Raw genomic sequence first — 25,276 nt, 5'->3', positions numbered from 1 at the left:
CGGCGATGCCGGTCGACGACCCCTGGTACGACGCGACGGCCTCCGGCCGCGGTGGTGCGGGCCCCGGGGCACCCGGTGACGGTCGCCCCGGCGCGGTGCCGCGACAGCGGGTCCACAGCACGGCGGAGATCTATCTGGAAGTGCAGCGGAGCCCCGCCTTCCAGGAAGTGCGCAGCCGCTATCGCAGGTTCGTCTTCCCGGCCGCCCTCGTGTTCCTGCTCTGGTACCTCGCCTATGTCGTGGCGGCGACCGCCGCACCCGGGCTGATGGCCCGGCCGGTCGCCGGAGCGGTGAACGTGGCGATGGTCGCGGGGCTCGGGCAGTTCCTCACCACCTTCCTGCTGACCTGGGCGTACGCGCGACACGCGCGGCTCCGCAGGGACCGGACCGCGCTGGAACTGCGCTGGGACACCCAGGAGATGACCCGAGGGGTGGCGCAGCCGTGACCGGGGACCACCAGACTCTCGCGCTCCTGCTGTTCAGCGTCTTCATCGCCGTCACCCTGGGCATCACCACCTGGGTGAGCCGCGACCGGCACGGCTCGGCGGAGGAGTTCTACGCCGGAGGCAGGCTGTTCTCTCCCCTGGAGAACGGTTTCGCCATCGCCGGTGACTACATGTCCGCGGCCTCCTTCCTCGGCATCTCCGGGCTGATCGCGCTCTACGGCTACGACGGCATGCTGTACTCCGTCGGATTCCTCGTCGCCTGGCTGGTCGTGCTGCTGCTCGTGGCCGAACTGGTCCGCAACTGCGGCCGGTTCACGCTGGCCGACGTCGTCGCCGCGCGGATGGCCGAGCGTCCCGTACGGATCGCGGCGGGAACGTCCTCGGTGGCCGTCTCCGTGCTGTACCTCGTGGCCCAGATGGTGGGCGCCGGGAGCCTGGTCGCCCTGCTGCTCGGCGGCACCAGCGAGGCGGCCCGCTCATGGACGGTGATCGGCGTGGGCGCGCTGATGGTGATCTATGTGTCGCTCGGCGGCATGCGGGCCACCACCTGGATCCAGATCGTCAAGGCGGTCCTGCTCATGGCGGGCACGATCGCGCTCACCGTTCTCGTCCTGCTCCGGTTCCACGGCGATGTGAACAACCTGCTGTCCACCGCCGCCGAGCGCAGCGGCCACGGCCTGGACTTCCTCGCCCCCGGGCTCCGCTACGGCGGAGACTGGACGGCCCGCCTCGACTTCATCAGCCTCGGCCTCGCCCTGGTCCTGGGCACGGCGGGCCTGCCGCACATCCTGTCGCGCTTCTACACCGTGCCGACCGCCCGGGCCGCCCGTCGCTCCGTCGTCTGGTCCATCGGACTCATCGGCAGCTTCTATCTGATGACCATCGTGCTCGGCTTCGGCGCGGCGGCGCTCATCGGTCCGGACGCGGTCCGTGCCTCCAACGCCTCCGGGAACACCGCCGTGCCCCTGCTCGCCCTCGACCTCGGCGGCGGCGCGGGCTCCACCGGCGGCACGGTGCTCTTCGCGATCGTCGCCGCCGTCGCGTTCGCGACCATCCTCGCCGTCGTCGCGGGCATCACCCTCGCCTCCTCAGCCTCCGTCGCCCACGACCTGTACGCCTCGCTGCGCCGCCGGCACACGAAGCAGTACAGCGAGGTGACCGTGGCCCGGGTCGCCGCGGCGGTGATCGGCGCGGCCGCCATCGGCCTCGGGCTGCTCGCCCGCGACCTCAATGTGGCGTTCCTCGTCGGCCTGGCCTTCGCGGTCGCGGCCTCCGCCAATCTGCCGGTGCTGCTCTACTCGCTGTTCTGGCGGAAGTTCACCACTCGGGGCGCGGTCTGGTCGGTGTACGGCGGGCTGATCCCCGCCGTCCTGCTGGTGCTGCTCTCGCCGGTCGTCTCCGGCAGTCCCGAAGCGCTGTTCCCCGGCGTCGACTTCCAGCTCTTCCCGCTGCAGAACCCGGGGGTGGTCTCCATCCCGCTCGGGTTCCTCGCGGGCTGGATCGGGACGGTCACCTCGACAGAACCGGCCGACGAGGCGCGGCACGCCGAGACCGAGGTCCGGTCGCTGACCGGCGCGGGAGCCGTCTGACGGGGCTGCGGGAGCCGTATGACGGGTGTGGGCGCCGTCTCAGGGCCCCAGTGCTGTCCGGCGGTGTCCGGAGCGGTGCCCGGTCGCGGCAGGGCGTCTCAGCCGCCGGACGGCGAGGCCGCCCAGGCGTACCGGTGCTCGGGGCGGCCCGTCTCGCCGTACCGGAGCGAGAGGGTCACGCGGCCGGTGCGTTCGAGGAGCTTGAGATAGCGCTGGGCCGTCTGGCGGCTCACTCCGGCCCGCTCGGCGATCTCCTGCGTGGAGAGCGGCCCGCCGGCGGCGAGAAGGACCTGCCGGACCAGCTCGGCCGTGGTGGGGGAGTGCCCCTTGGGCAGGTCCGGGGCGACGGAGCCCGCCGACAGGGCCCCGAAGATGCGGTCCACCTCGGCCTGCTCCGCCTCGCCGCCGCTTTCCAGGGTGTGGCGGAGCGTCGCGTACGCCTCCAGTTTCTGGCGGAGGCCGGCGAAGTTGAACGGCTTGACCAGGTACTGGAGGGCCCCATGCCGCATCGCCGCCTGCACGGTGGCCACGTCGCGGGCCGCCGTCACCATGATGACGTCGCACTGGTGGCCGCGCGCCCGGAGCTCCCGTACGGCCGCGAGCCCGTTCCGGTCCGGCAGGTAGTGGTCGAGGAGGACCAGGTCCACCGGGTGCTCGTCCAGGGCGGCGAGCGCCTCGGCGGTCGAGTGGGCGACGGCAGCGACCCGGAAGCCGGGCACCTTGGCGACATAGGCGGCGTTGATCCGGGCCACCCGCACGTCGTCGTCCACGACGAGGACGTCGATCATCGCGCCCCCTCCACCGGCTCCGGCGACGGCTCCCCGAAGAGCGCCCCGGGCCCGGTTTCCGGCTCGGTCAGGGCGTCCGGGAGGACGACGGTGAACTCGGCGCCTCCCTCCGGACCCCCGGCCACGCGGGCGGTGCCGCCGCGGCGCTCGGCGAGCCGGCGTACGAGAGCGAGACCGAGCCCGCGCTTGCCGTGGGACGGCAGCGCCTTCGTCGACCAGCCCTCGGTGAAGATCAGCTCGCGGCTCCCCTCCGGAACCCCCGGGCCGCTGTCCGTGACCCGCAGCACGACCGTACGGCCCTCGGCGTGGAAGGAGACGTCGATCCGGGCGCCGGGGGTGCCCGCGACGGCGTCCAGGGCGTTGTCGACCAGGTTCCCGACGACGGTGACCAGTTCCCTGGGGTCGACGAGCCGGTCCGGCAGCAGCGAGCCGGGGGCGATCCGCAGCGAGACGCCCCGCTCGGCGGCCACGCTGGTCTTGCCGACGAGGAGCGCCGCGAGCAGCGGGTCGTGGACCTTCTCCGTGACCTGCTCGGCGGTCGCCCGGTGCACGCCGACCACCTCGGTGACGAACTCGGCCGCCTCCTCGTGCAACTCCAGCTCCAGAAGGCCGAGGAGGGTGTGCATCCGGTTGGCGTGCTCATGGTCCTGGGCACGGAGGGCGTCGATCAGCCCCCGTGTCGAGTCCAGCTCTCGCCCGAGCCGCTCCAGCTCGGTGCGGTCGCGGAGCGTCGCCACGGCGCCGCCGTCGTCGGTCGGCATCCGGTTGGCGATCAGCACCCGGTGCCCCCGTACGGTGACCAGGTCGTCGCCGGTCACCCGGCCCGCCAGGACATCGGCCGTACGGCCCTGTCCGAGGACCTCGTCGAGCGGCCGGCCCGTCGCCTCGGGGCCGAGACCGAGAAGCCGCTGCGCCTCGTCGTTCATCAGCCGCACACAGCCGTCGCGGTCAAGCGCCACGACCCCCTCACGGATGCCGTGCAGCATGGCCTCGCGCTCAGCGAGCAGCGCGGAGATGTCGGAGAAGGCCAGGTCGTGGGTCTGCCGCTGGAGGCGCCGGGAGATCAGGTACGCGGCCAGCGCGCCGGCCGCGAGCGCCCCGCCCGCGTAGGCGAGGAGCCCCGGGATCGCGGCGAGGAGCCGGTCGCGGACGCTGTCGTACTCGATGCCGACCGAGACCGCGCCGACGATCCGCCCGTCCGCGTCCCGCAGCGGCGTCTTGCCGCGCGCCGAGCGGCCCAGGGTGCCGCTGTCGATCTCCATCACGTCCCGCCCGGCGAGGGCGGTGCTCGGGTCCGTGGAGACGCGCCTGCCGATCTCGGCCGGGTCGGGGTGCGACCAGCGCACCCCGCGGGTGTCCATGACCACGACGTACTCGGCGCCCGTGGAGGTCCGGATCCGCTCGGCCTCCGTCTGCACCGGACCCCGCGCGGACGGGGGCGTACGGACGAGGTCCGCGGCCAGCCGGGGCGACGCGGTGGTCCCGGCGATGGCCAGGGCCCGCCGCATCGCCTGGTCGTCGAGCTGGGCGCTGAGCGGGGCGAGGAAGAGCCCCGTGGCGAGGACGGTCACACCGGTGGCGATGGCCAGCTGCATCAGCAGGACCTGCGAGAACACCCGCTGGGGCCACCCGAACCGTCGTCGGCGCGCAGAGGGGCGCGGGGGGCTGGTCTGTGCGGGGCTCATGCCGGAAACGGTAAGCGGCCACGCCCCGGGACCGGAAATGGCAGCCGGAACCGGCGGGCGGAACGGGTGCCTATTCTGGGGTTCCCATTCTGTGGCTCCCACGACCGTGGGCCTGAAGGAACCGGAGGCACGTCCCGTGACCACGCAGCAGATCCCCGTCGTCGTCCTGGCCGGGTTTCTCGGGGCAGGGAAGACCACGCTCCTCAACCATCTGCTGCGCAGCGCCCGGGGCACCCGTATCGGGGTCATGGTCAACGACTTCGGCGACATCGGCATCGACGCCATGACCGTCGCGGGACAGGTCGGCTCCACCGTCTCCCTCGGCAACGGCTGTCTGTGCTGTGCCGTCGACGCGAGCGATCTCGACGAGTACCTGGAGGTCCTCACCCGCCCCGAGTCGCGCCTCGACGTGATCGTGATCGAGGCGAGCGGTCTCGCCGAGCCGCAGGAGCTCGTGCGCATGGTGCTCGCCAGCGAGAACGAGCGGATCGTGTACGGAGGGCTCGTCCAGGTCGTCGACGCGGCCGAGTTCTCCGCCACCCGGCAGCGGCACCCCGAGACCGACCGGCACCTGCCGATCGCCGACCTCGTGGTGGTGAACAAGGCGGACCGGGTCTCGGGGGACGAGCTGCTCGTCGTCCGCGAGACGGTGAGTGAGCTGGCCGGGAAGGCCGTGGTGGTCGATGCCGTCCACGGGCGGATCGACCCCGAGCTGCTCTTCGACCGGGTGGTGCCCGAGGGGGAGATCGAGGGGCAGATGTCCATCGAGGACATCCTGTACGGCGAGGACGAGGCGCATGCCCACCCCCACTCGGGGTACGAGAGCGTGTCCCTGACAGCGGCGAACCCCCTCCACCCGCGCCGTCTGATGGCCTTCCTCGACGCGCGGCCCGAAGGCCTCTACCGGATCAAGGGCTTCGTCGACTTCGGCACCGCCGACCCGGACAACCGCTACGCCGTGCACGCCGTCGGCCGCTTCCTGCGCTTCTACCCCGAGCGGTGGCCCGAGGGCGAGGAGCGGCTCACCCAGCTCGTCCTGATCGGCTCCGGCGTCGACGCGGCCGGCCTGCGCAAGGAGCTGGCGGAGTGCGAGCGGAACGGCCCGCAGGACACCCCCGACGAGCACAGCATGTGGGGCGTCCTGCGGTATGTGCAGCGGACCGAGGAGGAGGAGCCGGTCTGACCCCGGCCGGACCCCGGTCTGACCCCGGCACGGACTCCGGTCTGTCCCCGGCCGGACTCCAGTCTGTCCCCCGCCGGGCTCCGGTCTGACCCCGGCCGGACCGCGGTCCGGCCGGCTCACCAGGTCCGCCCGGATCAGAAGACCTCCGCGAGTTCCGCCGCCTCCTCTGCCTCGACGTCGGCCTCGTCGAGTACGGGGCCGGCGTCCGCACCGTCATCCACGATGACCTTGCCCATCTCGGAGGAGACCCGCGCGAGCAGGGCGGCCTTCCGGGCGGCGAAGAACGACGTGAAGTCGTCGAGGGCCATCAGCTCCGGCGTCACGAGGTGGGACCGGATGTGCCCCTGGACCACCTCGGGCGTCGACTCCGCGCTCTTCGCCAGTCTCACCAGGTAGTCGGAGGGGGCGCTGCCCCCGATGATCCGGTTGGTACGGGCGGTCAGCGGGGTCTTGTTGATGATCGAGTTGTAGCGCCCCGGGTCCTTCCCCGTCCCCTGGCACCACGCCTTCGGGAAGATGTGGTGGATGTCGATCGACTCGTCGAAGTACGCGGTGATCTCCGCCTTCTCGCCGGTACGCCAGTCCATGGCCCCGGCCTTGAGCAGCAGCGCGTAGATGCCCTTGTACGCGGCGCTGTTACGGGTCCGCAGCGTCAGGAGACGGCTGGGCGCGAATTCCGCCGCCTCGACCGTGCGCGGTTCGCCCGAGGTGCCACGGATCCAGCCGACGACGTCCGGCAGGTCGTGGCTGAAGCGCGTCTCGGTCGAGCCGCCGTACAGCTCGCCGAAGACTCCGCACCAGTACCAGCGGGCGAGCTTGTGCTGGGCCCCGGCGCTCTGCGCGTCCTCACCGGCGAGGGTCAGGATCGCGGCGAGCGGGATGAGCTGGGTGCCGTACGGCAGGAACTTGGTGTCGAAGACGAACTGCTGGTGCAGGAACTTCGCCGCCTGCTTGAAGCCCTGGACGACCAAGGGCGCGAACCGCTGGTACTCGTCGAGCCGGAGCTCCAGCATGTCCTTGCGCTTGCAGCCGATGCGCGGCAGGCGATCCTCCGCCACCCCGCGCGCGACGGCGTCCTCACGCCGGGCGGCCGTGGCGAGCAGGGTCACCGACTGGAGGAAGTCCGTGTTCGACACGTCCTTGAGGATGCGGTACTCCGGCGCCCGCCAGGCGGCCTTGACCTCCTTCTCCCAGTGCCGCCTGAGGTCGAACTCGTCCGCCGCGAAGGTGGCGGTGAGGAGTTCGAAGACGGTGAGGGAGACGCCTCCCGTGTTGACGTTCTCGAAGACCTGGCAGACGGCCTGACGGGCCGTGTTCCTGCCGAGGGAGATGACGGGGACCTGGTAGTGGGCGAAAGGCTTGAGGAACGCGTTCTCGAACGCCTTCCAGAGGAGCCGCTTCTCCTTGCCGAGCTCCCAGTACTCCTCGAAGTCCGACTCCCACTGGTCGGGGTCCAGGGCGCAGCTCAGCGGGAAGAAGTGGGCCTCGCACTCCTTGTCCCGGGTGGAGAGGTCCCGGGTGATCTCGCCCCGGAAGGTGCGGACGATCCTGTCCTCGGGCAGGAAGTGGATCGCGTCCTCTCGATCGGTCTGCTCGTCCAGGACCGCACGCATGTCGACGTAGAACCAGCCCGACACCCGGTGCTTGCGCAGATCCTGGGTGACCACCGGCTCGCCCAGCTTGATCGACTGGTAGAGCGACGTGAGCCGCTGCTGGCCGTCGAGCACCAGCGTCTCCGGCTCGGTGCCCGGCGGCGGCGTCGCCCCCTCGATCGGCCGGTGCTTGAACCGGACGTCCCCGCCGGACTGCAGCGTCATGACCGTGCCGACCGGGAAACCCTGCGATACGGACGCGAGCAGCGCGGTGATGTTCGGGTGGGGCCACACCCAGCCCCGCTGGAACTCGGGGAGCTGCGCCCTTCCCTCCGCGACCTGCCGGAGCAGGTCACGAAGCGGGCGCTTGTCGATGCTGAATGCTTCGTCCGTCAACGCGGCCATCCTTCACTCGGGCGTCAGACGTGCCGGAGCAGCCCCCCGGCCGGTCACCGGGCCGAGGCTACCCGGCAGCCGCAGAGCCCGTCCGGCGGTCCCGCGAGACGAGACCCCGCTCGTCGGCGGTTCCGAGCGACGAGATCCCGCCCGTGCGGCAGCCCGCCCGAAGAGACCCCGCCCGTCAGGCGGTTCGCCTGGCGGACGGGGTCTCATCGCGTCGTCGGTCCGGTCAGGAAGCCGGGCCCGCCACCACGTCCACCGGCTGGGGGAGCGGGACGCCCGAGCCGTCGCGGCGCGGGTCCGTCTCCGGGAGCTCCACCGGAGCGCCGTTCTTCTGCGCGGCGCGGGCCGGTGTGGTGCCCGCCCAGGCCAGGATCAGGACGTCCTCGCCCTTCAGGAAGCGCTGGCAGCGGACGCCGCCGGTCGCGCGGCCCTTGCGCGGGTACTGGTCGAAGGGCGTCAGCTTCGCCGACGTACCCGTCGAGGAGTCCAGGGTGCCCGTGGAGCCCGCGACGGTGAAGACGACGGCGTCCGCCGCCGGGTCGACGGCCGTGAACGAGAGCACCTCGGCGCCCGCCGAGAGCTTGACGCCCGCCATGCCGCCGGCCGGACGGCCCTGGGGCCGTACCTGCGAGGCCGGGTAACGCAGCAGCTGCGCGTCGGAGGTGATGAAGACCAGGTCCTCCTCACCCGTCCTCAGTTCCGTCGCGCCGACGATCCGGTCACCGTCCTTGAGGGTGATGACCTCCAGCTCGTCCTTGTTCGCCGGATAGTCGGGCACCACACGCTTCACCACGCCCTGGAGCGTGCCGAGGGCGAGCCCCGGAGAGGACTCGTCGAGCGTCGTGAGGCAGACCACGGTCTCGTCGGCCTCCAGGGACAGGAACTCGGACAGGGGCGCGCCACCCGCGAGGTTCGGGGCGCTCGCGGTGTCCGGGAGCTGCGGCAGGTCGATCACCGCGATCCGCAGCAGCCGTCCTTTCGAGGTCACCGCGCCGACGTCACCGCGCTGCGTGGCGGCCACCGCCGACAGGATCACGTCGTGCTTGACGCGCTTCGCGTCCGGGTCGGCCTCCGGCAGCTCCGCCGTCGCCGTACGGGCGAGGAGGCCCGTGGAGGACAGCAGAACCCGGCACGGGTCGTCCGCGACCTCCAGGGAGACGGCCGCGACGGGCGCGCCCGCCGATTCGAGCAGGACCGTCCGCCGGTCCGTGGCGAACTTCTTGGCGACCGCGGCCAGTTCCGCCGAGACCAGCTTGCGCAGCTCCGCGTCGGAGTCCAGGATCCCGGTGAGCTCGTCGATCTCGCCGTTGAGACGGTCGCGCTCGCTCTCCAGTTCAAGACGGTCGAACTTGGTGAGGCGGCGCAGCGGGGTGTCCAGGATGTACTGCGTCTGGATCTCGCTCAGCGAGAAGCGCTCCATCAGGCGCTCCTTGGCCTGCGCGGAGTTGTCGCTCTCCCGGATGAGGCGGATCACCTCGTCGATGTCGAGCAGCGCGATGAGCAGGCCGAGCACCAGATGGAGCCGGTCGCGCTTCTTGGACCTGCGGAACTCGGAGCGGCGCCGGACCACCTCGAAGCGGTGGTCGAGGTAGACCTCCAGGAGCTCCTTGAGGCCGAGGGTGAGCGGCTGGCCGTCGACCAGCGCGACGTTGTTGATGCCGAAGGACTCCTCCATCGGCGTCAGCTTGTACAGCTGCTCGAGGACCGCCTCCGGTACGAAACCGTTCTTGATCTCGATGACCAGGCGCAGTCCGTGGTTGCGGTCGGTGAGGTCCTTGACGTCGGCGATGCCCTGGAGCTTCTTGGAGCCGACCAGGTCCTTGATCTTGGAGATGACCTTCTCGGGGCCGACCGTGAAGGGCAGCTCGGTCACGACGATGCCCTTACGGCGCGCCGTCACGGTCTCCACGCTGGTCGTGGCGCGGATCTTGAACGAGCCGCGGCCCGACTCGTACGCGTCCTTGATCCCGGAGAGGCCGACGATCCGGCCGCCGGTCGGCAGGTCGGGTCCTGGCACGAAACGCATCAGCGTCTCGAGGTCGGCGCCGGGGTGGCGGATCAGATGACGGGCGGCGGCGATGACCTCGCCGAGGTTGTGCGGGGGCATGTTGGTCGCCATGCCGACCGCGATGCCGGAAGCGCCGTTGACCAGGAGGTTCGGGTAGGCGGCGGGCAGTGCCACCGGCTCCCGCTCCTGGCCGTCGTAGTTCGGCGTGAAGTCGACCGTGTCCTCGTCGATGGACTCGGTCATGAGCAGTGCCGCCGGGGCCATCCGCGACTCGGTGTACCGCATGGCGGCCGGCGGGTCGTCGTTGCCGAGGGAACCGAAGTTCCCGTGGCCGTCGACGAGGGGGAGGCGCATGGAGAACGGCTGCGCCATGCGCACCATCGCGTCGTAGATGGACGCGTCGCCGTGCGGGTGGAGCTTGCCCATCACCTCGCCGACGACACGGGCGCACTTGACGAAGCCGCGGTCGGGCCGGAGCCCCATCTCGCCCATCTGGTAGACGATGCGGCGCTGGACGGGCTTCATGCCGTCGCGGGCGTCGGGGAGGGCACGCGAGTAGATCACCGAGTACGCGTACTCGAGGAAGGAGCCCTGCATCTCGTCGACGACGTCGATGTCGAGGATTCGCTCCTCGAACGCGTCGTCCGGCGGCGGTGTCTTCGTGCTGCGGCGGGCCATCGCGGCTGCGGCTCCTTCACCAACAAGGTTGATCTGACGCGGACCATTGTGGACCGTGCCACCGACAACGCCGACCGCGACCCGGAAGAGGGACATCTCGCGGGGGCGGGAACTTCGCCAGGTGTCGGCGCGCTTGCATACAGTGGCAGGACTTTTTCACATCGCGATCGAAGGGACGTACATGCCCATGGGTCACACGGCCACGGCCGAGGCCGGCTCCGGCGGCCTGACAGCGACCGAGCACCGGTTGGCGAACGGCCTGCGCGTGGTGCTCTCGGAGGACCACCTGACCCCGGTCGCCGCGGTCTGCCTCTGGTACGACGTCGGCTCGCGCCACGAGGTTCCGGGCCGCACGGGCCTCGCCCACCTCTTCGAGCACCTGATGTTCCAGGGCTCGAAGCAGGTCCACGGCAACGGGCACTTCGAGCTCGTGCAGGGTGCGGGCGGCTCGCTCAACGGCACGACGAGCTTCGAGCGCACCAACTACTTCGAGACCATGCCCACCCACCAGCTGGAGCTCGCGCTCTGGCTGGAGGCCGACCGCATGGGCTCGCTGCTCGCCGCCCTGGACGACGAGTCCATGGAGAACCAGCGGGACGTCGTCAAGAACGAGCGCCGTCAGCGCTACGACAACGTGCCGTACGGCACGGCCTTCGAGAAGCTGACCGCCCTCGCCTACCCGGAGGGCCACCCGTACCACCACACGCCGATCGGCTCCATGGCCGACCTGGACGCGGCCACCCTGGAGGACGCGCGGAACTTCTTCCGCACGTACTACGCCCCGAACAACGCGGTGCTCTCGGTCGTCGGCGACATCGACCCGGAGCAGACCCTCGCCTGGGTCGAGAAGTACTTCGGCTCCATCCCCGGTCACGACGGCAAGCCCGCACCGCGCTCCGGCGACCTGCCCGAGGTCATCGGGGGGCAGCTCCGCGAGGTCGTCGAGGAGGAGGTCCCGGCGCGCGCGCTGATGGCCGCCTACCGGCTGCCGCACGACGGCACGCGTGAGTGCGACGCCGCCGACCTGGCTCTGACGGTCCTCGGCGGCGGGGAGTCCTCCCGGCTGCACAACCGTCTGGTCCGCCGCGACCGTACGGCCGTCGCCGCCGGCTTCGGCCTGCTGCGGCTCGCCGGAGCGCCCTCGCTCGGCTGGCTGGACGTGAAGACCTCCGGAGGCGTCGAGGTCCCGCAGATCGAGGCGGCCGTCGACGAGGAGCTCGCCCGCTTCGCCGCCGACGGCCCCACGCCCGAGGAGATGGAGCGCGCGCAGGCACAGTTGGAGCGCGAGTGGCTCGACCGCCTCGGCACCGTCGCGGGCCGCGCCGACGAACTGTGCCGGTACGCCGTGCTGTTCGGCGACCCGCAGCTCGCCCTCACGGCCGTCGACCGGGTCCTGGACATCACCGCCGACGAGGTGCGGGCGGCCGCCGCGGCCAGGCTGCGCCCCGACAACCGCGCGGTACTGGTCTACGAGCCCCTGACGACCGAGCAGAGCGACGAGGCCGACGGCGACGAACACGAAGAGGGAGCGGACCAGTGACCGACGCTGCCGTGTCTTTGACGAGCATGGACTTCCACCCGCAGCCGGCCCCCGGTGCCGCCAGGCCCTGGGCCTTCCCCGCCCCGGACCGCGGCAAGCTGGACAACGGCCTGACGCTGCTGACCAGCCACCGTCCCGGCCAGCAGGTCGTGGCCGTGGAGCTCTTCCTGCCGGCGCCGCTGGACGCCGAGCCCGCCGGTCTCGACGGTGTCGCCACCATCATGGCCCGCGCGCTCTCCGAGGGCACGGACCGGCGGAGCGCCGAGGAGTTCGCGGCCGAGCTCGAGCGCTGCGGCGCCACGCTGGACGCGCACGCCGACCACCCGGGCGTACGGGTCTCCCTCGAGGTGCCCGTCTCCCGGCTGCCCAAGGCCCTCGGGCTGCTCTCCGAGGCGCTGATCGCCCCGGCGTTCCTGGAGACCGAGATCGAGCGCCTGGTGCGCAACCGTCTCGACGAGATCCCGCACGAGACGGCCAACCCGTCCCGTCGCGCCGCCAAGCAGCTCTCCAAGGAGCTCTTCCCGGCGGAGTCGCGGATGTCCCGGCCCCGCCAGGGCACCGAGGAGACCGTCGAGGCGATCGACGCGGCCGCGGTCCGCGCCTTCTACGAGGCGTACGTCAGGCCCGCCACGGCCACCGCCGTGGTCGTCGGCGACCTGACCGGCGTCGACCTGGACAAGGTCCTCGCCGAGACCCTGGGCGCCTGGACCGGAGAGCCGGCCGAGCCGCTCCCGATGCCGCCGATCACCGCCGACGACACCGGACGGGTCGTCATCGTGGACCGGCCGGGCGCCGTCCAGACCCAGCTGCTGATCGGCCGGATCGGTGCCGACCGGCACGACCGCGTCTGGCCGGCCCAGGTCCTGGGCACGTACTGCCTCGGCGGCACCCTCACCTCGCGGCTCGACCGGGTCCTGCGCGAGGAGAAGGGCTACACGTACGGGGTGCGGGCCTTCGGGCAGGTGCTCCGCTCCGACGGCCAGGGGAACGGCGCCTCGATGCTCGCCATCAGCGGTTCCATCGACACCCCCAACACCGGCCCGGCCCTTGACGACCTGTGGAAGGTGCTGCGCACGCTGGCGGCCGAGGGCCTCACGGACGCCGAGCGTGAGACCGCGGTGCAGAACCTGGTGGGTGTCGCGCCGCTCAAGTACGAGACGGCCGCATCCGTCGCCGGGACGCTCGCCGACCAGGTCGAGCAGCACCTCCCGGACGACTACCAGGCCCAGTTGTACGCGCGGCTCGCCGAGACGGGCACGGTCGAGGCGACCGCCGCCGTGGTCAACGCCTTCCCGGTGGACCGGCTCGTCACCGTCCTCGTGGGCGACGCGGCGCAGATCGCGGAGCCGGTGCGCGCGCTCGGCATCGGTGAAGTCACCGTCGTGACCGGCTGATTCCGGCTCTCGACCGACTGTTCCCGGTTGCCGGGCGGCTGGAGCGGAGGACCCCGACGGCACATCGCGTCGGGGTCCTCCGCTTTGTCCGTATTGGTATCAAGCATGATCGTATGCCCTGTGGTATGTCTTACAAACTGGCGGGTCCGGTTGGTGATCGCCAGGCGATCCGCATAGCGTCGGTGCGTCTGTTCGGCAGTTGCACCCGCCGCACCCGCGGCATCCGGACAGTCATCGCCGAGTCCCCGTCAGGCGCGAGCCTGGGGAGCCGGGGACCCACACGTAGTCCCTGGGGTGAATCGGGCGCCTTCGTCTCGGCGGAGGGGCTCGTAGGAGACCTTCCTGCTCCGAACCCGTCAGCTAACCCGGTAGGCGAGAAGGAAGGAAAGGACCAGCCCCTACATGGCGTTCACCCGTGCCACCGGGAAGCATCGTGGACCGAGCCGGATGGCGCGCCGCAGCGTGGGCATCGCCGGCGCCGCGACGCTCGCCACCACCGGCGTCATCGGAACCCTCGCCTCCCCGGCGCTCGCCGCCGACGCGGAGAACCGCTCCCCCGAGGACACCGGTCTCACCAAGGTGATCACCGAGGACTCCCTCGTGGACCGGATCAACGCCCAGGCCGCCGCCCAGGAGGAGGAGGCCTTCGAGGCCGCCGCCAAGGCGAAGGCCGAGGCCGAGGCGAAGCGCAAGGCGGAAGCCCGCGCCAAGGAGATCCGCGAGGCCGAGGAGCGCGCCGCCCGTGAGGCCGAGCGCCGCCGTCTGAACTCCTTCCAGCTCCCCGTCGCCGGCTCGTACGTCTCCACCGGCTACCAGACCGGTGGCTCGCTCTGGTCCTCCGGCAGCCACTCCGGCGTCGACTTCCACGCCTCCTACGGCAGCAGCGTCGTCTCCGTCGGCTCCGGCACCGTCGTCGAGGCCGGCTGGGGCGGCGCCTACGGCAACAACATCGTCATCCGGATGAACGACGGCACGTACACCCAGTACGGTCACCTCTCCTCCATCGGCGTCTACGTCGGGCAGAGCGTCGAGCCGGGCCAGCAGATAGGCATCTCCGGCTCGACCGGCAACTCGACCGGCCCGCACCTCCACTTCGAGGCGCGCACGACCGCCGAGTACGGCTCCGACGTCAACCCGGTCGCCTACCTCCGCGCCCGCGGCGTCAACGTCTGACGCCCGGCGCGCACCACGGGGTCCCACCCCGTACCGCGTCGCAAAAGCCCCGGCTCATGCTGAGCCGGGGCTTTTCGTCGGTCAAAAGGCAGTCATATTCCGCTGAGGCATCGGAAATTCCGGCGCGCTGCAATAGAGTCGCAGACCGGGCGCAGAACAGGCGCCAAGAATTGTCTCGCGCAGACCAAGGCGGAGGTCGGACATGCGCATTCCCGCGCACTCGGTATGCACGGCGATCCGGGACGACATCGTCTCCGGCGTCTTCGAGCGGGGCAGCCGGCTGACCGAGGAACAGCTCGCCCGCCGGTACGGGGTCTCCCGCGTCCCGGTCCGCGAGGCCCTGCGCACCCTGGAGTCCGAGGGCTTCGTCGTCACCCGGCGCCACGCGGGCGCCCACGTCGCCGAGCCCACCGAGCAGGAGGCGGCCGACCTGCTCGACATGCGGGCGCTCCTTGAGCCGCTGGGGGCGGCGCGCGCCGCCCAGCGCCGCACCGAGGCGCACCTCAAGGTGCTGCGCGGCCTGGTCAGGCTGGGGCAGGAGCGGGCCAGGCGGGGACAGGGGGAGGATCTGCGCTCACTGGGCGGCTGGTTCCACGAGACGCTCGCGCAGGCCTCCGGAAGCCCGGCCCTGACGGCGCTGCTGACCCAGCTGCGCCACAAGATCGCCTGGATGTACGCGGTCGAGCAGCCCACCCAGCCGGTGGAGGCCTGGGCCGAGCACGGCGCGATCGTCGACGCCGTGGCGCGGGGGGACGCCGAGCGGGCGCGGGCGCTGACCGCCCTGCACGCGGAACGCTCGGGGCCGCTGCACCGCCTCAAAAGGCCGGAGCCGGGCCGTGTGAGGGTTTCGCAACATGCAGTCAACACGGCGAGTGCCCGGAATTAACGCGCACACCGTATACAAAGAATAGGAATTCCGCAGGCCTGTTCCGTGCTGCCCGAAAACAGTTACGTGGAAAAGTAAAAGGCCGTGTCCGCCGGAATTTCGGCGGACACGGCCTTTCGGGGTACGAGTGGGTCGGCCCGGCTCAGACGGTCTCGGGAAGCTCGTCGAGACCCTCGGCGACCAGCTTCGCCAGACGGTCCAGAGCTGCCTCGGCGCCCTCGGCCTCCGAAGCGAGGACGATCTCCTCGCCGCCCTGCGCGCCCAGGCCGAGCACCGCGAGCATGGAAGCGGCGTTCACCGGGGTGCCGTCGGACTTGGCGATCGTCACCGGAACGCCGGAAGCCGTGGCGGCACGGACGAAGATGGACGCGGGGCGGGCGTGCAGGCCCTCGGCCCAGCCGACGTTGACGCGGCGCTCAGCCATGGTGTTGCCCTTCAAGTCTCAAGCGGTTGTCTAGACCAGTCTCTCACGGGATGCTCGGTGCTCGCGCCGACCTCGGGCCCGGACCGGACCGCCCTTCGGCCCGCCCGCGCCGCGCCCGGCGTGCTCCCACCTTGCACGGGGTGCCCCCACCATGCACGGCGTACACCCCCCGCGCGACCGATGCCGACGGCCGTGTCGCGGCCTCGGGAAGCTCTTGCCGCCGAGGCCGGGCCCCTGGGCGAGTCACCCCCTAGGCTGACCCCATGGAGAGCGCGTCGGAGCAGTCGGAAGCGGCGGAACAGCCGGCGGCACCGGCGCGACCGGAAACACCGGACCACGACTACCCCGACCACTGGGAAGCCGACGTGGTGCTCCGCGACGGCGGCACCGCGCGCATCAGGCCCATCACCGCCGACGACGCCGACCGCCTCGTCAGCTTCTACGAGCAGGTCTCGGACGAGTCGAAGTACTACCGCTTCTTCGCCCCGTACCCCCGGCTCTCCGCCAAGGACGTCCACCGCTTCACCCACCACGACTTCGTGGACCGGGTCGGACTCGCGGCGACCGTGGGCGGCGAGTTCATCGCCACCGTGCGCTACGACCGCATCAACGACCGCGGACTGCCCGCCTCCGCACCCGCCGACGAGGCCGAGGTCGCCTTCCTCGTCCAGGACGCCCACCAGGGACGCGGAGTCGCCTCCGCGCTCCTCGAACACATCGCGGCGGTCGCACGCGAACGGGACATCCGGCGCTTCGCCGCCGAGGTCCTGCCCGCCAACACCAAGATGATCAAGGTCTTCACCGACGCGGGCTACACCCAGAAGCGCAGCTTCGAGGACGGGTCCGTACGGCTCCACCTCGACCTCGAACCCACCGACCGCTCCCTCGCCGTCCAGCGCGCACGGGAGCAGCGGGCCGAGGCCCGCTCCGTGCAGCGCCTCCTCACCCCCCGGTCCGTCGCCGTCGTCGGAGCCGGGCGCCTCCCCGGCGGTGTCGGCCGGACCGTCCTCCGCAACCTCCTGGGCGCCGGCTTCGCCGGCCGCGTGTACGCGGTGAACGCCGCGCTCCCCGCCGGCGAGGCGACGGAGCTCGACGGCGTCCCGGCCCACCCCTCCGTCGGTGCCATCGGCGAGCCGGTGGACCTCGCCATCGTCGCCGTCCCCGCCGAACGGGTGCCGGAGGCCGTCGCCGACTGCGGCGAACACGGCGTACGGGGGCTCGTCGTCCTCTCCGCCGGATACGCCGAGAGCGGGGCCGCCGGACGCGAGCGGCAGCGCGAGCTCGTCCGGCAGGCCCGCTCGTACGGCATGCGGATCATCGGCCCGAACGCCTTCGGGATCATCAACACCGCCGCCGACGTCCGGCTCAACGCCTCCCTCGCGCCGCAGATGCCGGGCACCGGGCGGATCGGGCTCTTCACCCAGTCCGGCGCGATCGGCATCGCCCTCCTCGCCGGACTCCACCGGCGGGGCGCGGGCCTCTCCTCCTTCATCTCCGCCGGCAACCGCGCCGACGTCTCCGGCAACGACTTCCTCCAGCACTGGTACGACGATCCCGGAACCGACGTCGTCCTCCTCTACCTGGAGTCGATCGGCAACCCCCGGAAGTTCACCCGGCTCGCCCGCCGCACCGCCGCCGTCAAGCCCGTCGTCGTGGTCAAGGGCGCCCGTCACAGCGGCAGCGCCCCGCCCGGCCACCGGGTGCCGGTCACCCGTATCCCGCACGCGACGGTCTCCGCGCTGCTCCGCCAGGCCGGTGTGATCCGGGTCGACACGGTCACCGAACTCGTCGACGCCGGACTCCTCCTCGCCGCCCAGCCGCTGCCCGCCGGGCCCCGGGTCGCGATCCTCGGCAACTCCGAGTCGCTCGGACTCCTCACGTACGACGCCTGTCTGACCGAGGGGCTGCGCCCGCTGCGGCCGCTCGACCTGACGACGGCGGCGGAACCGGCGGACTTCCGGGACGCGCTGGCGGCGGCGCTCGCGGACGAGACCTCCGACGCGGTCGTCGTCAACGCGATCCCCTGGGTCGGGGAGAACGGCGCGACCGAGTTCGGCGACGGCGAGGTCCTCGCCGCCTCCCTCCGCGAGGCCGTCGCCTCCGCGCCCGCCCCGACGAAGCCGGTCGTGGTCGTCCACGTCGAGATGGGCGGCCTCGCGGAGGCGCTCGCCATCGCGACGAGCACGAGGCCGGCGGCACAGGGCCGGGGCGGCGGCGCGGGCCCGGTGCCGCGAGCGGCGTCCGCTCCCCGGCCCGGCACACCGCCGCGCCAGGACCCCGAGCCGCCGCCCGGGCACGCGCCCGCTCCCGCGACCGCGTTCCGGCCCGGGGCGGCGGCCGCGCCGGGACCCGGGACTCCGGCCGAGTCCCCTGCCGGAGTGCCGGCCGAGGCCCCCGGAGCCGCGACCGCGTTCCGGCCCGGCGAGGTGACCGCGCAGGGACCCGGGGCTCCGGCCGGTGCGGCTCCGGGCGGGGGCGTCGTCGAGCCGGGGGTGACGGGGGGCGGGGTCACCATCCCCGCGTACCCCGCCGCCGAGCGGGCCGTGCGGGCCCTGGCCGAGGCCGTGCGGTACGGGCAGTGGCGGCGGCAGGCCGCCGAGCCCGGGCGGGTGCCCGAGTACGAGGACATCGACGAGGCCGGGGCCGCCGCGCTCATCGAGCGGGTCCTCGGCGGCGACGAGGCCGACCCGCGTGGTGTGACCCTCGACACCGAGCAGGCCTGTGAGCTGCTCGCGCGGTACGGGATCGCCGTCCTGCCGACCCTGTCCGCGCCGACCCCCGACGCCGCCGTCGCGGCCGCCGGCCGGCTCGGCTACCCGGTCGCCCTCAAGACGACCGCGCCCCACCTCCGCCACCGTCCCGACCTCGGCGGCGTCAGGCTCGACCTCGCCACCGAGGAACAGCTGCGCACGGCGTACGCCGAGATGACCGGGGTCCTCGGCAAGCCCGAGGAGCTCCAGCCGGTCGTGCAGGCCATGGTGCCGCGGGGCGTCGACACCGTGGTCCGTTCCGCCATCGACCCGGCCGTCGGGGCCGTCCTCTCCTTCGGCCTCTCAGGCGCCGCGTCCGAGCTGCTCGGCGACACGGCCCACCGGCTGGTTCCGGCCACGGACCGGGACGTCGCCGAACTCGTCCGCTCCCTCCGCACCGCCCCGCTGCTCTTCGGCTGGCGCGGCTCCGCCCCCGTCGACACCCCGGCCCTGGAGGAGATCCTGCTCCGGGTCTCCCGGCTCGTCGACGAGCACCCCGAGGTGGTCGCCGTCTCCCTGGAGCCCGTGGTCGTGGCGCCGCGCGGACTCTCCGTCCTCGGCGCCACCGTCCGACTGGCCCCGCCGCCGCCCCGGACCGACCTGGGGCCGCGCAGCCTGCCGAGTTACCGAAGGGCCTGAGGGGGCCCGGCCGCCCCGTAGGATGGAGTCCATGGCGAAGACCGGTACGACGACCCAGGGGCTGCGCGCGGCGATCGAGCGCAGCGGCTACTACCCGGCCCTCGTGGCCGAGGCGGTGGAGGCCGCCGTCGGCGGCGAGGCCGTCGCGTCGTACGTGGTGCACCAGGAGACCACCTTCGACGCGAACGAGGTCCGCCGCCATGTGACCGTCCTCGTTCTGACGCCGCACCGCTTCATCGTCAGCCACACCGACGAGCAGGCCGCCGACACCAGCTCCCCGACGCCGTACGCCACGACGTCCACCGAGTCCGTGAAGCTCGACCGGATCTCGTCCGTCGTCGTCAGCCGTGTGGTCGCCAACCCGGAGTCGTACACCCCGGGCACCCTGCCCCGCGAGGTGGTCCTCACCATCGGCTGGGGCGCCGTCTCCCGGATCGACCTGGAGCCCGCCGCCTGCGGCGACTCCAACTGCGACGCCGATCACGGCTACACCGGCAACGCCACGGCCGACGACCTCAGCCTGCGGGTGAGCGAGGCCGGGGACGGTCCGGACACCGTCCGGCAGACCCTCGCCTTCGCCCAGGCCCTCTCCGAAGCCATCGCGGCCACCGCCGCCCCCACCCGCTGATGGTGCAGCCCACCGCCGTCAGCCACGGCTGGCCCGACGATCCGGTCCCGCTCGCCCCGGCGACCGCCCCGGTCCCCGAGTACGGCTCAGGCTCCCTCGCCGACCTGCTGCCGACCCTGGTCGCCGGCCAGGGCGCGCCCGGTTTCACGCCGCGGATCGCCGAGCTGGCCCCGGCCGACCGGAACTGCGTCTTCCTGATCGACGGGCTCGGCTGGGAGCAGATCGCGGCCCACCCGGACGAGGCCCCGTATCTGACCTCGCTCCTCGGCTCCTCGCGCGGGGGCACCGGCCGCCCGGTCACCGCCGGTTTCCCCGCCACCACGGCGACCTCGCTCGCCTCCGTCGGCACCGGCCGCTACCCCGGTACGCACGGACTGCCCGGGTACACCGTGCGCGACCCCGCGACCGGCGGGCTGATGAACCAGCTGCGCTGGAAGCCGTGGACGCCGCCGCAGGTCTGGCAGCCGTACCCCACCGTCTTCCGGCTCGCGCACGAGGCGGGGATCCACACCGCCCAGGTGTCCTCCCCGATCTTCGAGCAGACCCCGCTCACCAAGGTCGCGCTCAGCGGCGGAACGTTTCACGGGCGGCTCTCCGGTGAGGAGCGCATGGACTTCTCCGCCGAGCAGCTCGCCGCCGGAGACCGCTCGCTCGTCTACACGTACTACAGCGAACTCGACGGCGCGGGGCACCGCTTCGGCATCGACTCCGACGCCTGGCGTGGCCAGCTGATGTTCGTCGACCGGCTCGTGCGGCGGCTCGCCGAGCAGCTGCCGCCCCGCTCCGCCCTGTACGTCACGGCTGACCACGGCATGGTGGACATCCCCTTCGACGAGCAGCACCGCATCGACTTCGACGAGGACTGGGAGCTGCGCGCGGGCGTCGCCCTCCTCGGCGGCGAGGGACGGGCCCGCCATGTCTACGCGGTCCCGGGCGCCGAGGCGGACGTCCTCACCTGCTGGCGCGAGGTGATCGGCGAGCAGTTCTGGGTCGCGAGCCGTGACGAGGCCATCTCCCTTGGCTGGTTCGGCGACGAGATCGACGAGCGCGTGTACGGCCGGATCGGCGACGTCGTCGCCGCGGCCCACGACGACGTGGCGATCACCGCCTCCGTCAACGAGCCCCATGAGTCCGCGATGGTCGGCATGCACGGGTCCATGACCCCCGCCGAGCAGCTCGTCCCGCTGCTCGAAGTCCGTTCCTGAGCCCTCCGGGCCCCTCACCTCCCCCCCACGACCTGAAAGGTCCCCGACCCGTCATGCCCGAGCTGGTCTTCTTCTCCGGAACCATGGACTGCGGGAAGAGCACCCTGGCGCTCCAGATCGCCCACAACCGCGACGCGCGGGGGCTCCAGGGCGTGATCTTCACCCGTGACGACCGGGCGGGCGAGGGCAAGCTGTCCTCCCGGCTCGGCCTGGTGACGGAGGCGGTCGAGGCGCCGCAGGGCATGGACGTGTACGCGTACCTCGTCGCGCAGCTCTCGCAGGGCGGCAAGGCCGACTACGTGATCGTCGACGAGGCGCAGTTCCTGGCTCCGGAGCAGATCGACCAGTTGGCGCGGGTCGTCGACGACCTCGGTCTCGACGTCTTCGCCTTCGGCATCACGACGGATTTCCGTACGAGGCTGTTTCCCGGCTCGCAGCGGCTGATCGAGCTGGCGGACCGGATCGAGCAGCTCCAGGTCGAGGCATTGTGCTGGTGCGGCGCCCGCGCCACCCACAACGCCCGTACGGTCGGCGGCGAGATGGTCGTCGAGGGCGAGCAGGTCGTCGTCGGCGACGTGAACCGTCCGGCCGAGGAGATCGGCTACGAGGTCCTCTGCCGCCGCCACCACCGCAAGCGGATGACGTCGGCCTCCTCACAGGCCGGCGCTCTTTCCCCGGACGTCCTGCCGGTCAACCACACCTGACGGCTCCGAGGCGCTCCTGTCGGTCACCTCTCGGACGGGTCTCCCCGCAGAAGGAGGGTGATCCCCTCACAGGCCACGAGCCCGGCCCACCGGCGGTGGCAGGATCGTGCACGGTGCGGAGGCAGGAGCATGCCACCGGGGAGCACTGTGGAGGAGGCGGTTCGCTGCGATGCTTCTGATGTGGTCGGGGAACTCGTCCCGGGCACCTCTGAGGAACGGCGCCCGGGGGCGCCGGGAGGGGAAGAACCATGATGCGTACCGCCACCAGCAAGGCTGCCCGAGGGATCGCGGCGGCGATGCTGTCCGCGCTGGCGACGGCAGGGGCGTTCGCCGCCCTCGCGGGGAGCGTCACACCGGCGAGCGGTGACGCCGTCGTCGTGGCGGACGGCTGTCTCGATCCCCGGAACGCGTGCTGGGTCAACGGCTGGCAGGAGAAGCCGGGCATCTGATCCTCGCGGCGAGACCGCCACGGGGGTGGGTCCGGCGGTCCGGGTGCCGAGCACGACGCGCGGACACCGCCTTTCCAGTACCTCGTCACCGACCGACCGTGGAGCACCGCCGATGCACCGCATGCAGATCCTGGGAATCACCCCTGCGGAGGAGGAGACGTACCGCCACCTGTTGAGGCATCCCGGCAGCGGCGTCGCCGAGACGGTCGCCGCGCCTTGGCACCCGTCCGGGACCGGGGCGGCCGCCGTGGGGCGACTGAAGGCTCTGGGAGCCGTGGCCGAGCGGGACGGGGCGCTGTGGCCGGAGGAGCCGAAGGCGGTGGTGGCCCTGCTGGCCGAGCGGCTGCTGGCCGAGCTGCACACCATCACCCGCAGCCTTGCCCAGGTCTACACGGTGGTGTGCTCCCTGGAGGACGAGGCGGCCGTCACCGGCCGGCCCGAGGAGGGTGACACGCCTCCGCCGGACAGCCGGCTGGTGGAGCGGATCACCGATCCCACCGTGCTGCGGGCAAGGGTGGAGGCCCTCGCCCTGAGCACCCGCTCCGAGATGCTGGTGGGTGGACTCTGCGAGGAGGCCGACCGCCGGGTCCTACGGTTGACCTTGCCGCTGGGCCTGCGGATGCTGGGCCGCGGCGTCACCGTGCGGCTCCTGGTGCGGCAGTCCGTGCTCGCCGACCCGGTGGTCGTCGCCCACCTGCGCCAACTGGCCGGAGCCGGCGCGCGGGTGCGGGTGCTGTCCTCCTCGGACAGCCCGATGGCGGTGTGCGACGGCGGGACCGCGCTGGTGCCCGTCGAGCCCTCGGACATCGCCAAGGGCGCGTTCGTGACGGCTGAACCCGGCATGGTGAGCACGGTCGTCAACCACTTCGAGCGGCTGTGGGCGGACGCCCGGGAACTCGGGGACGGCTGACGGCCGGCCACGCCCCGGCTGTTCGGACCCACCGGCTGTCAGACCCACCCTCGTTCTCGGGCCAGCAAGGCCGCATGGGCGCGGTTCTCCGCACCAAGGAGCCGCATCAGCTCCGATATGTGGCGGCGGTAGGTGCGCAGTGCGGTGCCCACCTGGCGGGCGCCGGTCTCGTCCTTGCCGACCGTGCACATCGCCCGCAGCACCTGTAGTTGCAGGTCGGTCAGTTCGGGTTCGCCCGCCGCGTCGTCGCCCTGCCCGACGAGGTCGGTGAAGTCCTCGGCCCCCGCCCACAGACGCTCGAAATTGTTGACGACGGTGGTGACGATCCCCTCCTCGCTCGAGCAGAGGGCGCCCTTGGAGGTGTTCTTCGGGTCCACCGGCACCAGCGTGGTGTGGTGGTCGTACACGATCATCAGCTCGCTCAGGTCCTCGACCACCCGGATCCGGGCCCCGGCGGCGGTCAGCTCCTGGAGGTAACCCCGCGTGGTGTCGTCCGCCACCGCGGAGGCGCGGACGAGGTTGCGCAGGACGACGCCACGGCGCAGGCAGCGCAGGTCGAGCGGGCGGGAGTGCTTGATGTTCTCCGGGGTGAGCGCGTCGTAGGGCTCGGAGGCCAGAACCTCCGTACGGGCGAAGAACGCCAGTTCGTCCAGACGCTCGCGGATGGCCGATAACCCCATCAGCCGTTCCACCGGGGCGTGTTCGGATTTCGGGCCCTGGTCGCGCGCGTCACGCGTCAGGGAGTCCACGATGGGTTTCAGGTCGGACAGCGTGCGGATGGTGCTGTAGAACTCCTCCAGGCGCTGCTGGGCCAGCCGGTTGACCACCAGGTCCGGCTTGTGCGGCCACGCCTTGCCGTCGTCCTCGCGGATGACGTGCAGTTCCCGCAGCCGACGCACCGCCGCCTCCAGGGTGAGGGGTTCCTGTCTCAACAGGACGTGCACTTCTTCGAGTTCGACGCCGGGGTTGCGCAGCAGGTGCCGGTAGAGCTCCTCTTCCGCCGCAGTGAGACCGAGGACCGCCATGTGGTGCACGAGCAAGAGGCACTCCCGTGGGAGAGGACATCGGGAAGGATCCGGGCGGCGTGTGCTGCCGGAATTGTAGAAGGGAGGTGCCCGAAGGGTAAAGGTTTCCCCAGGAGCCCCTGGTGACTCAGCAGTAGGATCTTCGGCGCAGTGACGATCAGGCCGGATCCTGCATCGGGTTGGCCGTATCTGGCCAGCAGGCTTTGTTCCTCCCCGCCTTGGGCGCTGCCATATTCGGTCGGGAGGGAGGCGTGGTGCTGGCCACACGACGCGCGGGGGGACACGATGCCGCCGCCGGCGGCTCCTGTGGCCCGGGCCGGTACCTGCCTCAGCACTCCACACGAGAGGTGGCAGAGCCAGATGCTTTTCCGACTGCTGGGGCCTGTGAGAATCGCGGGCGGTGCCGAGACGCAGTCGGCAGCCCGCCGCGCGCTGCTCACCGCGCTGCTCCTGCGCCGGGGACAGTTCGTCGGCATGGGCGAGCTGACCGAGCTGTTGTGGGACGACCCGCCGAGCTCGGCGGTGGCCAACATCAGGAGCCATCTCACCGGGCTCCGCCGCTGCCTGGACTCCGCGCAGCCGGGACTGAGCGAGCGGCTGACCACCAGCCGCGGCGCGGAGACCGGGTACGCCCTCAGCGTCGACGCGGACGAACTCGATCTGTCCTGCTTCCTCAAGCTCGCCCGGCAGGGCAGGGAACTGCTCGCCGCGGGCGACCACCTGGCCGCGGTCGGCCACCTGGACGAGGCGCTCGCCCTCTGGCGCGGCCCGTTCGGCCAACGGCTTCCGGCCACCCGGTGGTTCCACGCTCATACGGTGGGCCTCAGCAACACCCGCTTCGAGGCCTGCCAGGACTTCTTCACCGCGTGCCTGCTGACCCATCGGACCGAGATGCTGTCGTACCGCATCGAGACCGTGCTGGCCGAGGCCCCCTACCGGCAGCGGCTGTGGCAGCTGCTCGCCGCCACCTACTGCGCGCAGGGTGACGTGGCCGGCGCGCTGGGCGTGATCGAGCGCTGTCGGACCGTCTTCGCCGACGAACTGGGCCTGGACGTCCCTCCCGGCGTCGAGGCCATCCGGGCCGCCGCGCTCACCTGGGACACGGAGCGGGCGCACCGCCTGGTGGCCGAGATGGCGCGCCAGTGACGGCGGGCAGCCGGCCGGCCGGGGCTCGGGTA

20 protein-coding genes and 1 riboswitch are annotated in these 25,276 nt (G+C 72.1%); of the genes, 14 read left to right on the top strand and 6 right to left on the bottom strand.

Annotated elements, in window-relative coordinates:
• Positions 1 to 5 precede the first annotated feature (5 nt).
• A complete protein-coding gene (locus ACFVYX_RS13385) occupies positions 6 to 446 on the top strand; it encodes a DUF485 domain-containing protein (protein WP_389681547.1) in 441 nt (146 codons plus the stop codon).
• Entirely contained in the window at positions 443 to 2,035 is a 1,593-nt protein-coding gene (locus tag ACFVYX_RS13380; RefSeq protein ID WP_389681459.1) for a cation acetate symporter, read from the top strand. Before ACFVYX_RS13385 ends, ACFVYX_RS13380 begins: the two co-directional genes overlap by 4 nt.
• A gap of 98 nt (positions 2,036 to 2,133) precedes the next feature.
• On the opposite strand, the gene ACFVYX_RS13375 is transcribed toward ACFVYX_RS13380, so the two are convergent.
• Positions 2,134 to 2,823, bottom strand: a complete 690-nt coding sequence (locus tag ACFVYX_RS13375; protein WP_389681458.1) for a response regulator — start codon at positions 2,821 to 2,823, stop codon at positions 2,134 to 2,136.
• Complete coding sequence (locus ACFVYX_RS13370; RefSeq protein WP_389681457.1) at positions 2,820 to 4,508, bottom strand: ATP-binding protein; 1,689 nt, start codon at positions 4,506 to 4,508, stop codon at positions 2,820 to 2,822. Before ACFVYX_RS13370 ends, ACFVYX_RS13375 begins: the two co-directional genes overlap by 4 nt.
• A gap of 136 nt (positions 4,509 to 4,644) precedes the next feature.
• Between ACFVYX_RS13370 and ACFVYX_RS13365 the strand changes: the two genes are divergently transcribed.
• On the top strand, positions 4,645 to 5,691 hold the full coding sequence (locus ACFVYX_RS13365) for a CobW family GTP-binding protein (protein ID WP_389681456.1): 1,047 nt from the start codon (positions 4,645 to 4,647) through the stop codon (positions 5,689 to 5,691).
• Between the two features lie 134 nt (positions 5,692 to 5,825).
• On the opposite strand, the gene ACFVYX_RS13360 is transcribed toward ACFVYX_RS13365, so the two are convergent.
• Both ACFVYX_RS13360 and ACFVYX_RS13355 read right to left on the bottom strand, forming a co-directional pair.
• On the bottom strand, positions 5,826 to 7,679 hold the full coding sequence (locus ACFVYX_RS13360) for a DUF262 domain-containing protein (protein ID WP_389681455.1): 1,854 nt from the start codon (positions 7,677 to 7,679) through the stop codon (positions 5,826 to 5,828).
• 232 nt (positions 7,680 to 7,911) lie between these two features.
• Positions 7,912 to 10,371, bottom strand: coding sequence for a DNA topoisomerase (ATP-hydrolyzing) subunit A (locus tag ACFVYX_RS13355; protein WP_389681454.1), 2,460 nt, complete (start codon positions 10,369 to 10,371; stop codon positions 7,912 to 7,914).
• 181 nt (positions 10,372 to 10,552) lie between these two features.
• Here ACFVYX_RS13355 and ACFVYX_RS13350 point away from each other — a divergent pair, with 181 nt between their 5' ends.
• The 4 genes from ACFVYX_RS13350 (at position 10,553) to ACFVYX_RS13335 (ending at position 15,364) form a co-directional block, all read left to right on the top strand.
• Positions 10,553 to 11,911, top strand: a complete 1,359-nt coding sequence (locus ACFVYX_RS13350) for a M16 family metallopeptidase (RefSeq protein WP_389681453.1) — start codon at positions 10,553 to 10,555, stop codon at positions 11,909 to 11,911.
• The gene (locus ACFVYX_RS13345) at positions 11,908 to 13,305 is read left to right on the top strand and encodes a M16 family metallopeptidase (RefSeq protein ID WP_389681452.1); all 1,398 of its coding nucleotides are present in this window, start codon (positions 11,908 to 11,910) and stop codon (positions 13,303 to 13,305) included. The genes ACFVYX_RS13350 and ACFVYX_RS13345 overlap by 4 nt, the downstream gene beginning before the upstream one ends.
• Before the next feature lie 225 nt (positions 13,306 to 13,530).
• Positions 13,531 to 13,695: riboswitch (cyclic di-AMP (ydaO/yuaA leader) on the top strand.
• 12 nt (positions 13,696 to 13,707) lie between these two features.
• Positions 13,708 to 14,478, top strand: a complete 771-nt coding sequence (locus ACFVYX_RS13340) for a M23 family metallopeptidase (RefSeq protein ID WP_389681451.1) — start codon at positions 13,708 to 13,710, stop codon at positions 14,476 to 14,478.
• Between the two features lie 202 nt (positions 14,479 to 14,680).
• Positions 14,681 to 15,364 carry a GntR family transcriptional regulator gene (locus ACFVYX_RS13335; RefSeq protein ID WP_389681450.1) on the top strand — a complete coding sequence of 228 codons (684 nt, stop codon included), beginning with the start codon at positions 14,681 to 14,683 and terminating at the stop codon, positions 15,362 to 15,364.
• A 142-nt stretch (positions 15,365 to 15,506) separates the two neighbouring features.
• Here ACFVYX_RS13335 and ACFVYX_RS13330 read toward each other — a convergent pair whose 3' ends face one another.
• Entirely contained in the window at positions 15,507 to 15,788 is a 282-nt protein-coding gene (locus ACFVYX_RS13330) for an HPr family phosphocarrier protein (protein ID WP_030211756.1), read from the bottom strand.
• A gap of 263 nt (positions 15,789 to 16,051) precedes the next feature.
• On the opposite strand from ACFVYX_RS13330, the gene ACFVYX_RS13325 reads away from it, so the two are divergent.
• From ACFVYX_RS13325 to ACFVYX_RS13300, 6 genes are all read left to right on the top strand, one after another.
• Complete coding sequence (locus ACFVYX_RS13325) at positions 16,052 to 19,177, top strand: GNAT family N-acetyltransferase (RefSeq protein WP_389681449.1); 3,126 nt, start codon at positions 16,052 to 16,054, stop codon at positions 19,175 to 19,177.
• A gap of 31 nt (positions 19,178 to 19,208) precedes the next feature.
• Complete coding sequence (locus ACFVYX_RS13320; protein ID WP_073819664.1) at positions 19,209 to 19,805, top strand: DUF5998 family protein; 597 nt, start codon at positions 19,209 to 19,211, stop codon at positions 19,803 to 19,805.
• Complete coding sequence (locus tag ACFVYX_RS13315) at positions 19,805 to 21,010, top strand: alkaline phosphatase family protein (protein ID WP_389681448.1); 1,206 nt, start codon at positions 19,805 to 19,807, stop codon at positions 21,008 to 21,010. The genes ACFVYX_RS13320 and ACFVYX_RS13315 overlap by 1 nt, the downstream gene beginning before the upstream one ends.
• A 53-nt stretch (positions 21,011 to 21,063) precedes the next feature.
• Positions 21,064 to 21,714 carry a thymidine kinase gene (locus tag ACFVYX_RS13310; protein ID WP_389681447.1) on the top strand — a complete coding sequence of 217 codons (651 nt, stop codon included), beginning with the start codon at positions 21,064 to 21,066 and terminating at the stop codon, positions 21,712 to 21,714.
• 248 nt (positions 21,715 to 21,962) lie between these two features.
• The gene (locus ACFVYX_RS13305; protein WP_389681446.1) at positions 21,963 to 22,163 is read left to right on the top strand and encodes a hypothetical protein; all 201 of its coding nucleotides are present in this window, start codon (positions 21,963 to 21,965) and stop codon (positions 22,161 to 22,163) included.
• 112 nt (positions 22,164 to 22,275) lie between these two features.
• Positions 22,276 to 23,073, top strand: a complete 798-nt coding sequence (locus ACFVYX_RS13300; RefSeq protein WP_389681445.1) for a helix-turn-helix transcriptional regulator — start codon at positions 22,276 to 22,278, stop codon at positions 23,071 to 23,073.
• 38 nt (positions 23,074 to 23,111) lie between these two features.
• On the opposite strand, the gene ACFVYX_RS13295 is transcribed toward ACFVYX_RS13300, so the two are convergent.
• The gene (locus ACFVYX_RS13295) at positions 23,112 to 24,107 is read right to left on the bottom strand and encodes a helix-turn-helix transcriptional regulator (RefSeq protein ID WP_389681546.1); all 996 of its coding nucleotides are present in this window, start codon (positions 24,105 to 24,107) and stop codon (positions 23,112 to 23,114) included.
• A 351-nt stretch (positions 24,108 to 24,458) separates the two neighbouring features.
• On the opposite strand from ACFVYX_RS13295, the gene ACFVYX_RS13290 reads away from it, so the two are divergent.
• Positions 24,459 to 25,244: a BTAD domain-containing putative transcriptional regulator gene (locus ACFVYX_RS13290; RefSeq protein WP_389681444.1), complete on the top strand. Its 786-nt coding sequence runs from the start codon at positions 24,459 to 24,461 to the stop codon at positions 25,242 to 25,244.
• The last annotated feature ends 32 nt before the right edge of the window (positions 25,245 to 25,276 follow it).

It is taken from the genome of Streptomyces sp. NPDC058326 (genome assembly GCF_042879855.1).
Lineage (GTDB): Bacteria > Actinomycetota > Actinomycetes > Streptomycetales > Streptomycetaceae > Streptomyces.
This window is presented reverse-complemented; position numbering and strand designations above follow the sequence as displayed.

Coding starts and splice junctions, on each gene's coding strand:
- ACFVYX_RS13300 (WP_389681445.1), top strand. CDS start 22,276: ATGCACCGCATGCAGATCCTGGGAATCACCCCTGCGGAGGAGGAGACG.
- ACFVYX_RS13350 (WP_389681453.1), top strand. CDS start 10,553: ATGCCCATGGGTCACACGGCCACGGCCGAGGCCGGCTCCGGCGGCCTG.
- ACFVYX_RS13370 (WP_389681457.1), bottom strand. CDS start 4,508: ATGAGCCCCGCACAGACCAGCCCCCCGCGCCCCTCTGCGCGCCGACGA.
- ACFVYX_RS13375 (WP_389681458.1), bottom strand. CDS start 2,823: ATGATCGACGTCCTCGTCGTGGACGACGACGTGCGGGTGGCCCGGATC.
- ACFVYX_RS13305 (WP_389681446.1), top strand. CDS start 21,963: ATGATGCGTACCGCCACCAGCAAGGCTGCCCGAGGGATCGCGGCGGCG.
- ACFVYX_RS13310 (WP_389681447.1), top strand. CDS start 21,064: ATGCCCGAGCTGGTCTTCTTCTCCGGAACCATGGACTGCGGGAAGAGC.
- ACFVYX_RS13325 (WP_389681449.1), top strand. CDS start 16,052: ATGGAGAGCGCGTCGGAGCAGTCGGAAGCGGCGGAACAGCCGGCGGCA.
- ACFVYX_RS13335 (WP_389681450.1), top strand. CDS start 14,681: ATGCGCATTCCCGCGCACTCGGTATGCACGGCGATCCGGGACGACATC.
- ACFVYX_RS13330 (WP_030211756.1), bottom strand. CDS start 15,788: ATGGCTGAGCGCCGCGTCAACGTCGGCTGGGCCGAGGGCCTGCACGCC.
- ACFVYX_RS13340 (WP_389681451.1), top strand. CDS start 13,708: ATGGCGTTCACCCGTGCCACCGGGAAGCATCGTGGACCGAGCCGGATG.
- ACFVYX_RS13290 (WP_389681444.1), top strand. CDS start 24,459: ATGCTTTTCCGACTGCTGGGGCCTGTGAGAATCGCGGGCGGTGCCGAG.
- ACFVYX_RS13315 (WP_389681448.1), top strand. CDS start 19,805: ATGGTGCAGCCCACCGCCGTCAGCCACGGCTGGCCCGACGATCCGGTC.
- ACFVYX_RS13355 (WP_389681454.1), bottom strand. CDS start 10,371: ATGGCCCGCCGCAGCACGAAGACACCGCCGCCGGACGACGCGTTCGAG.
- ACFVYX_RS13385 (WP_389681547.1), top strand. CDS start 6: ATGCCGGTCGACGACCCCTGGTACGACGCGACGGCCTCCGGCCGCGGT.
- ACFVYX_RS13320 (WP_073819664.1), top strand. CDS start 19,209: ATGGCGAAGACCGGTACGACGACCCAGGGGCTGCGCGCGGCGATCGAG.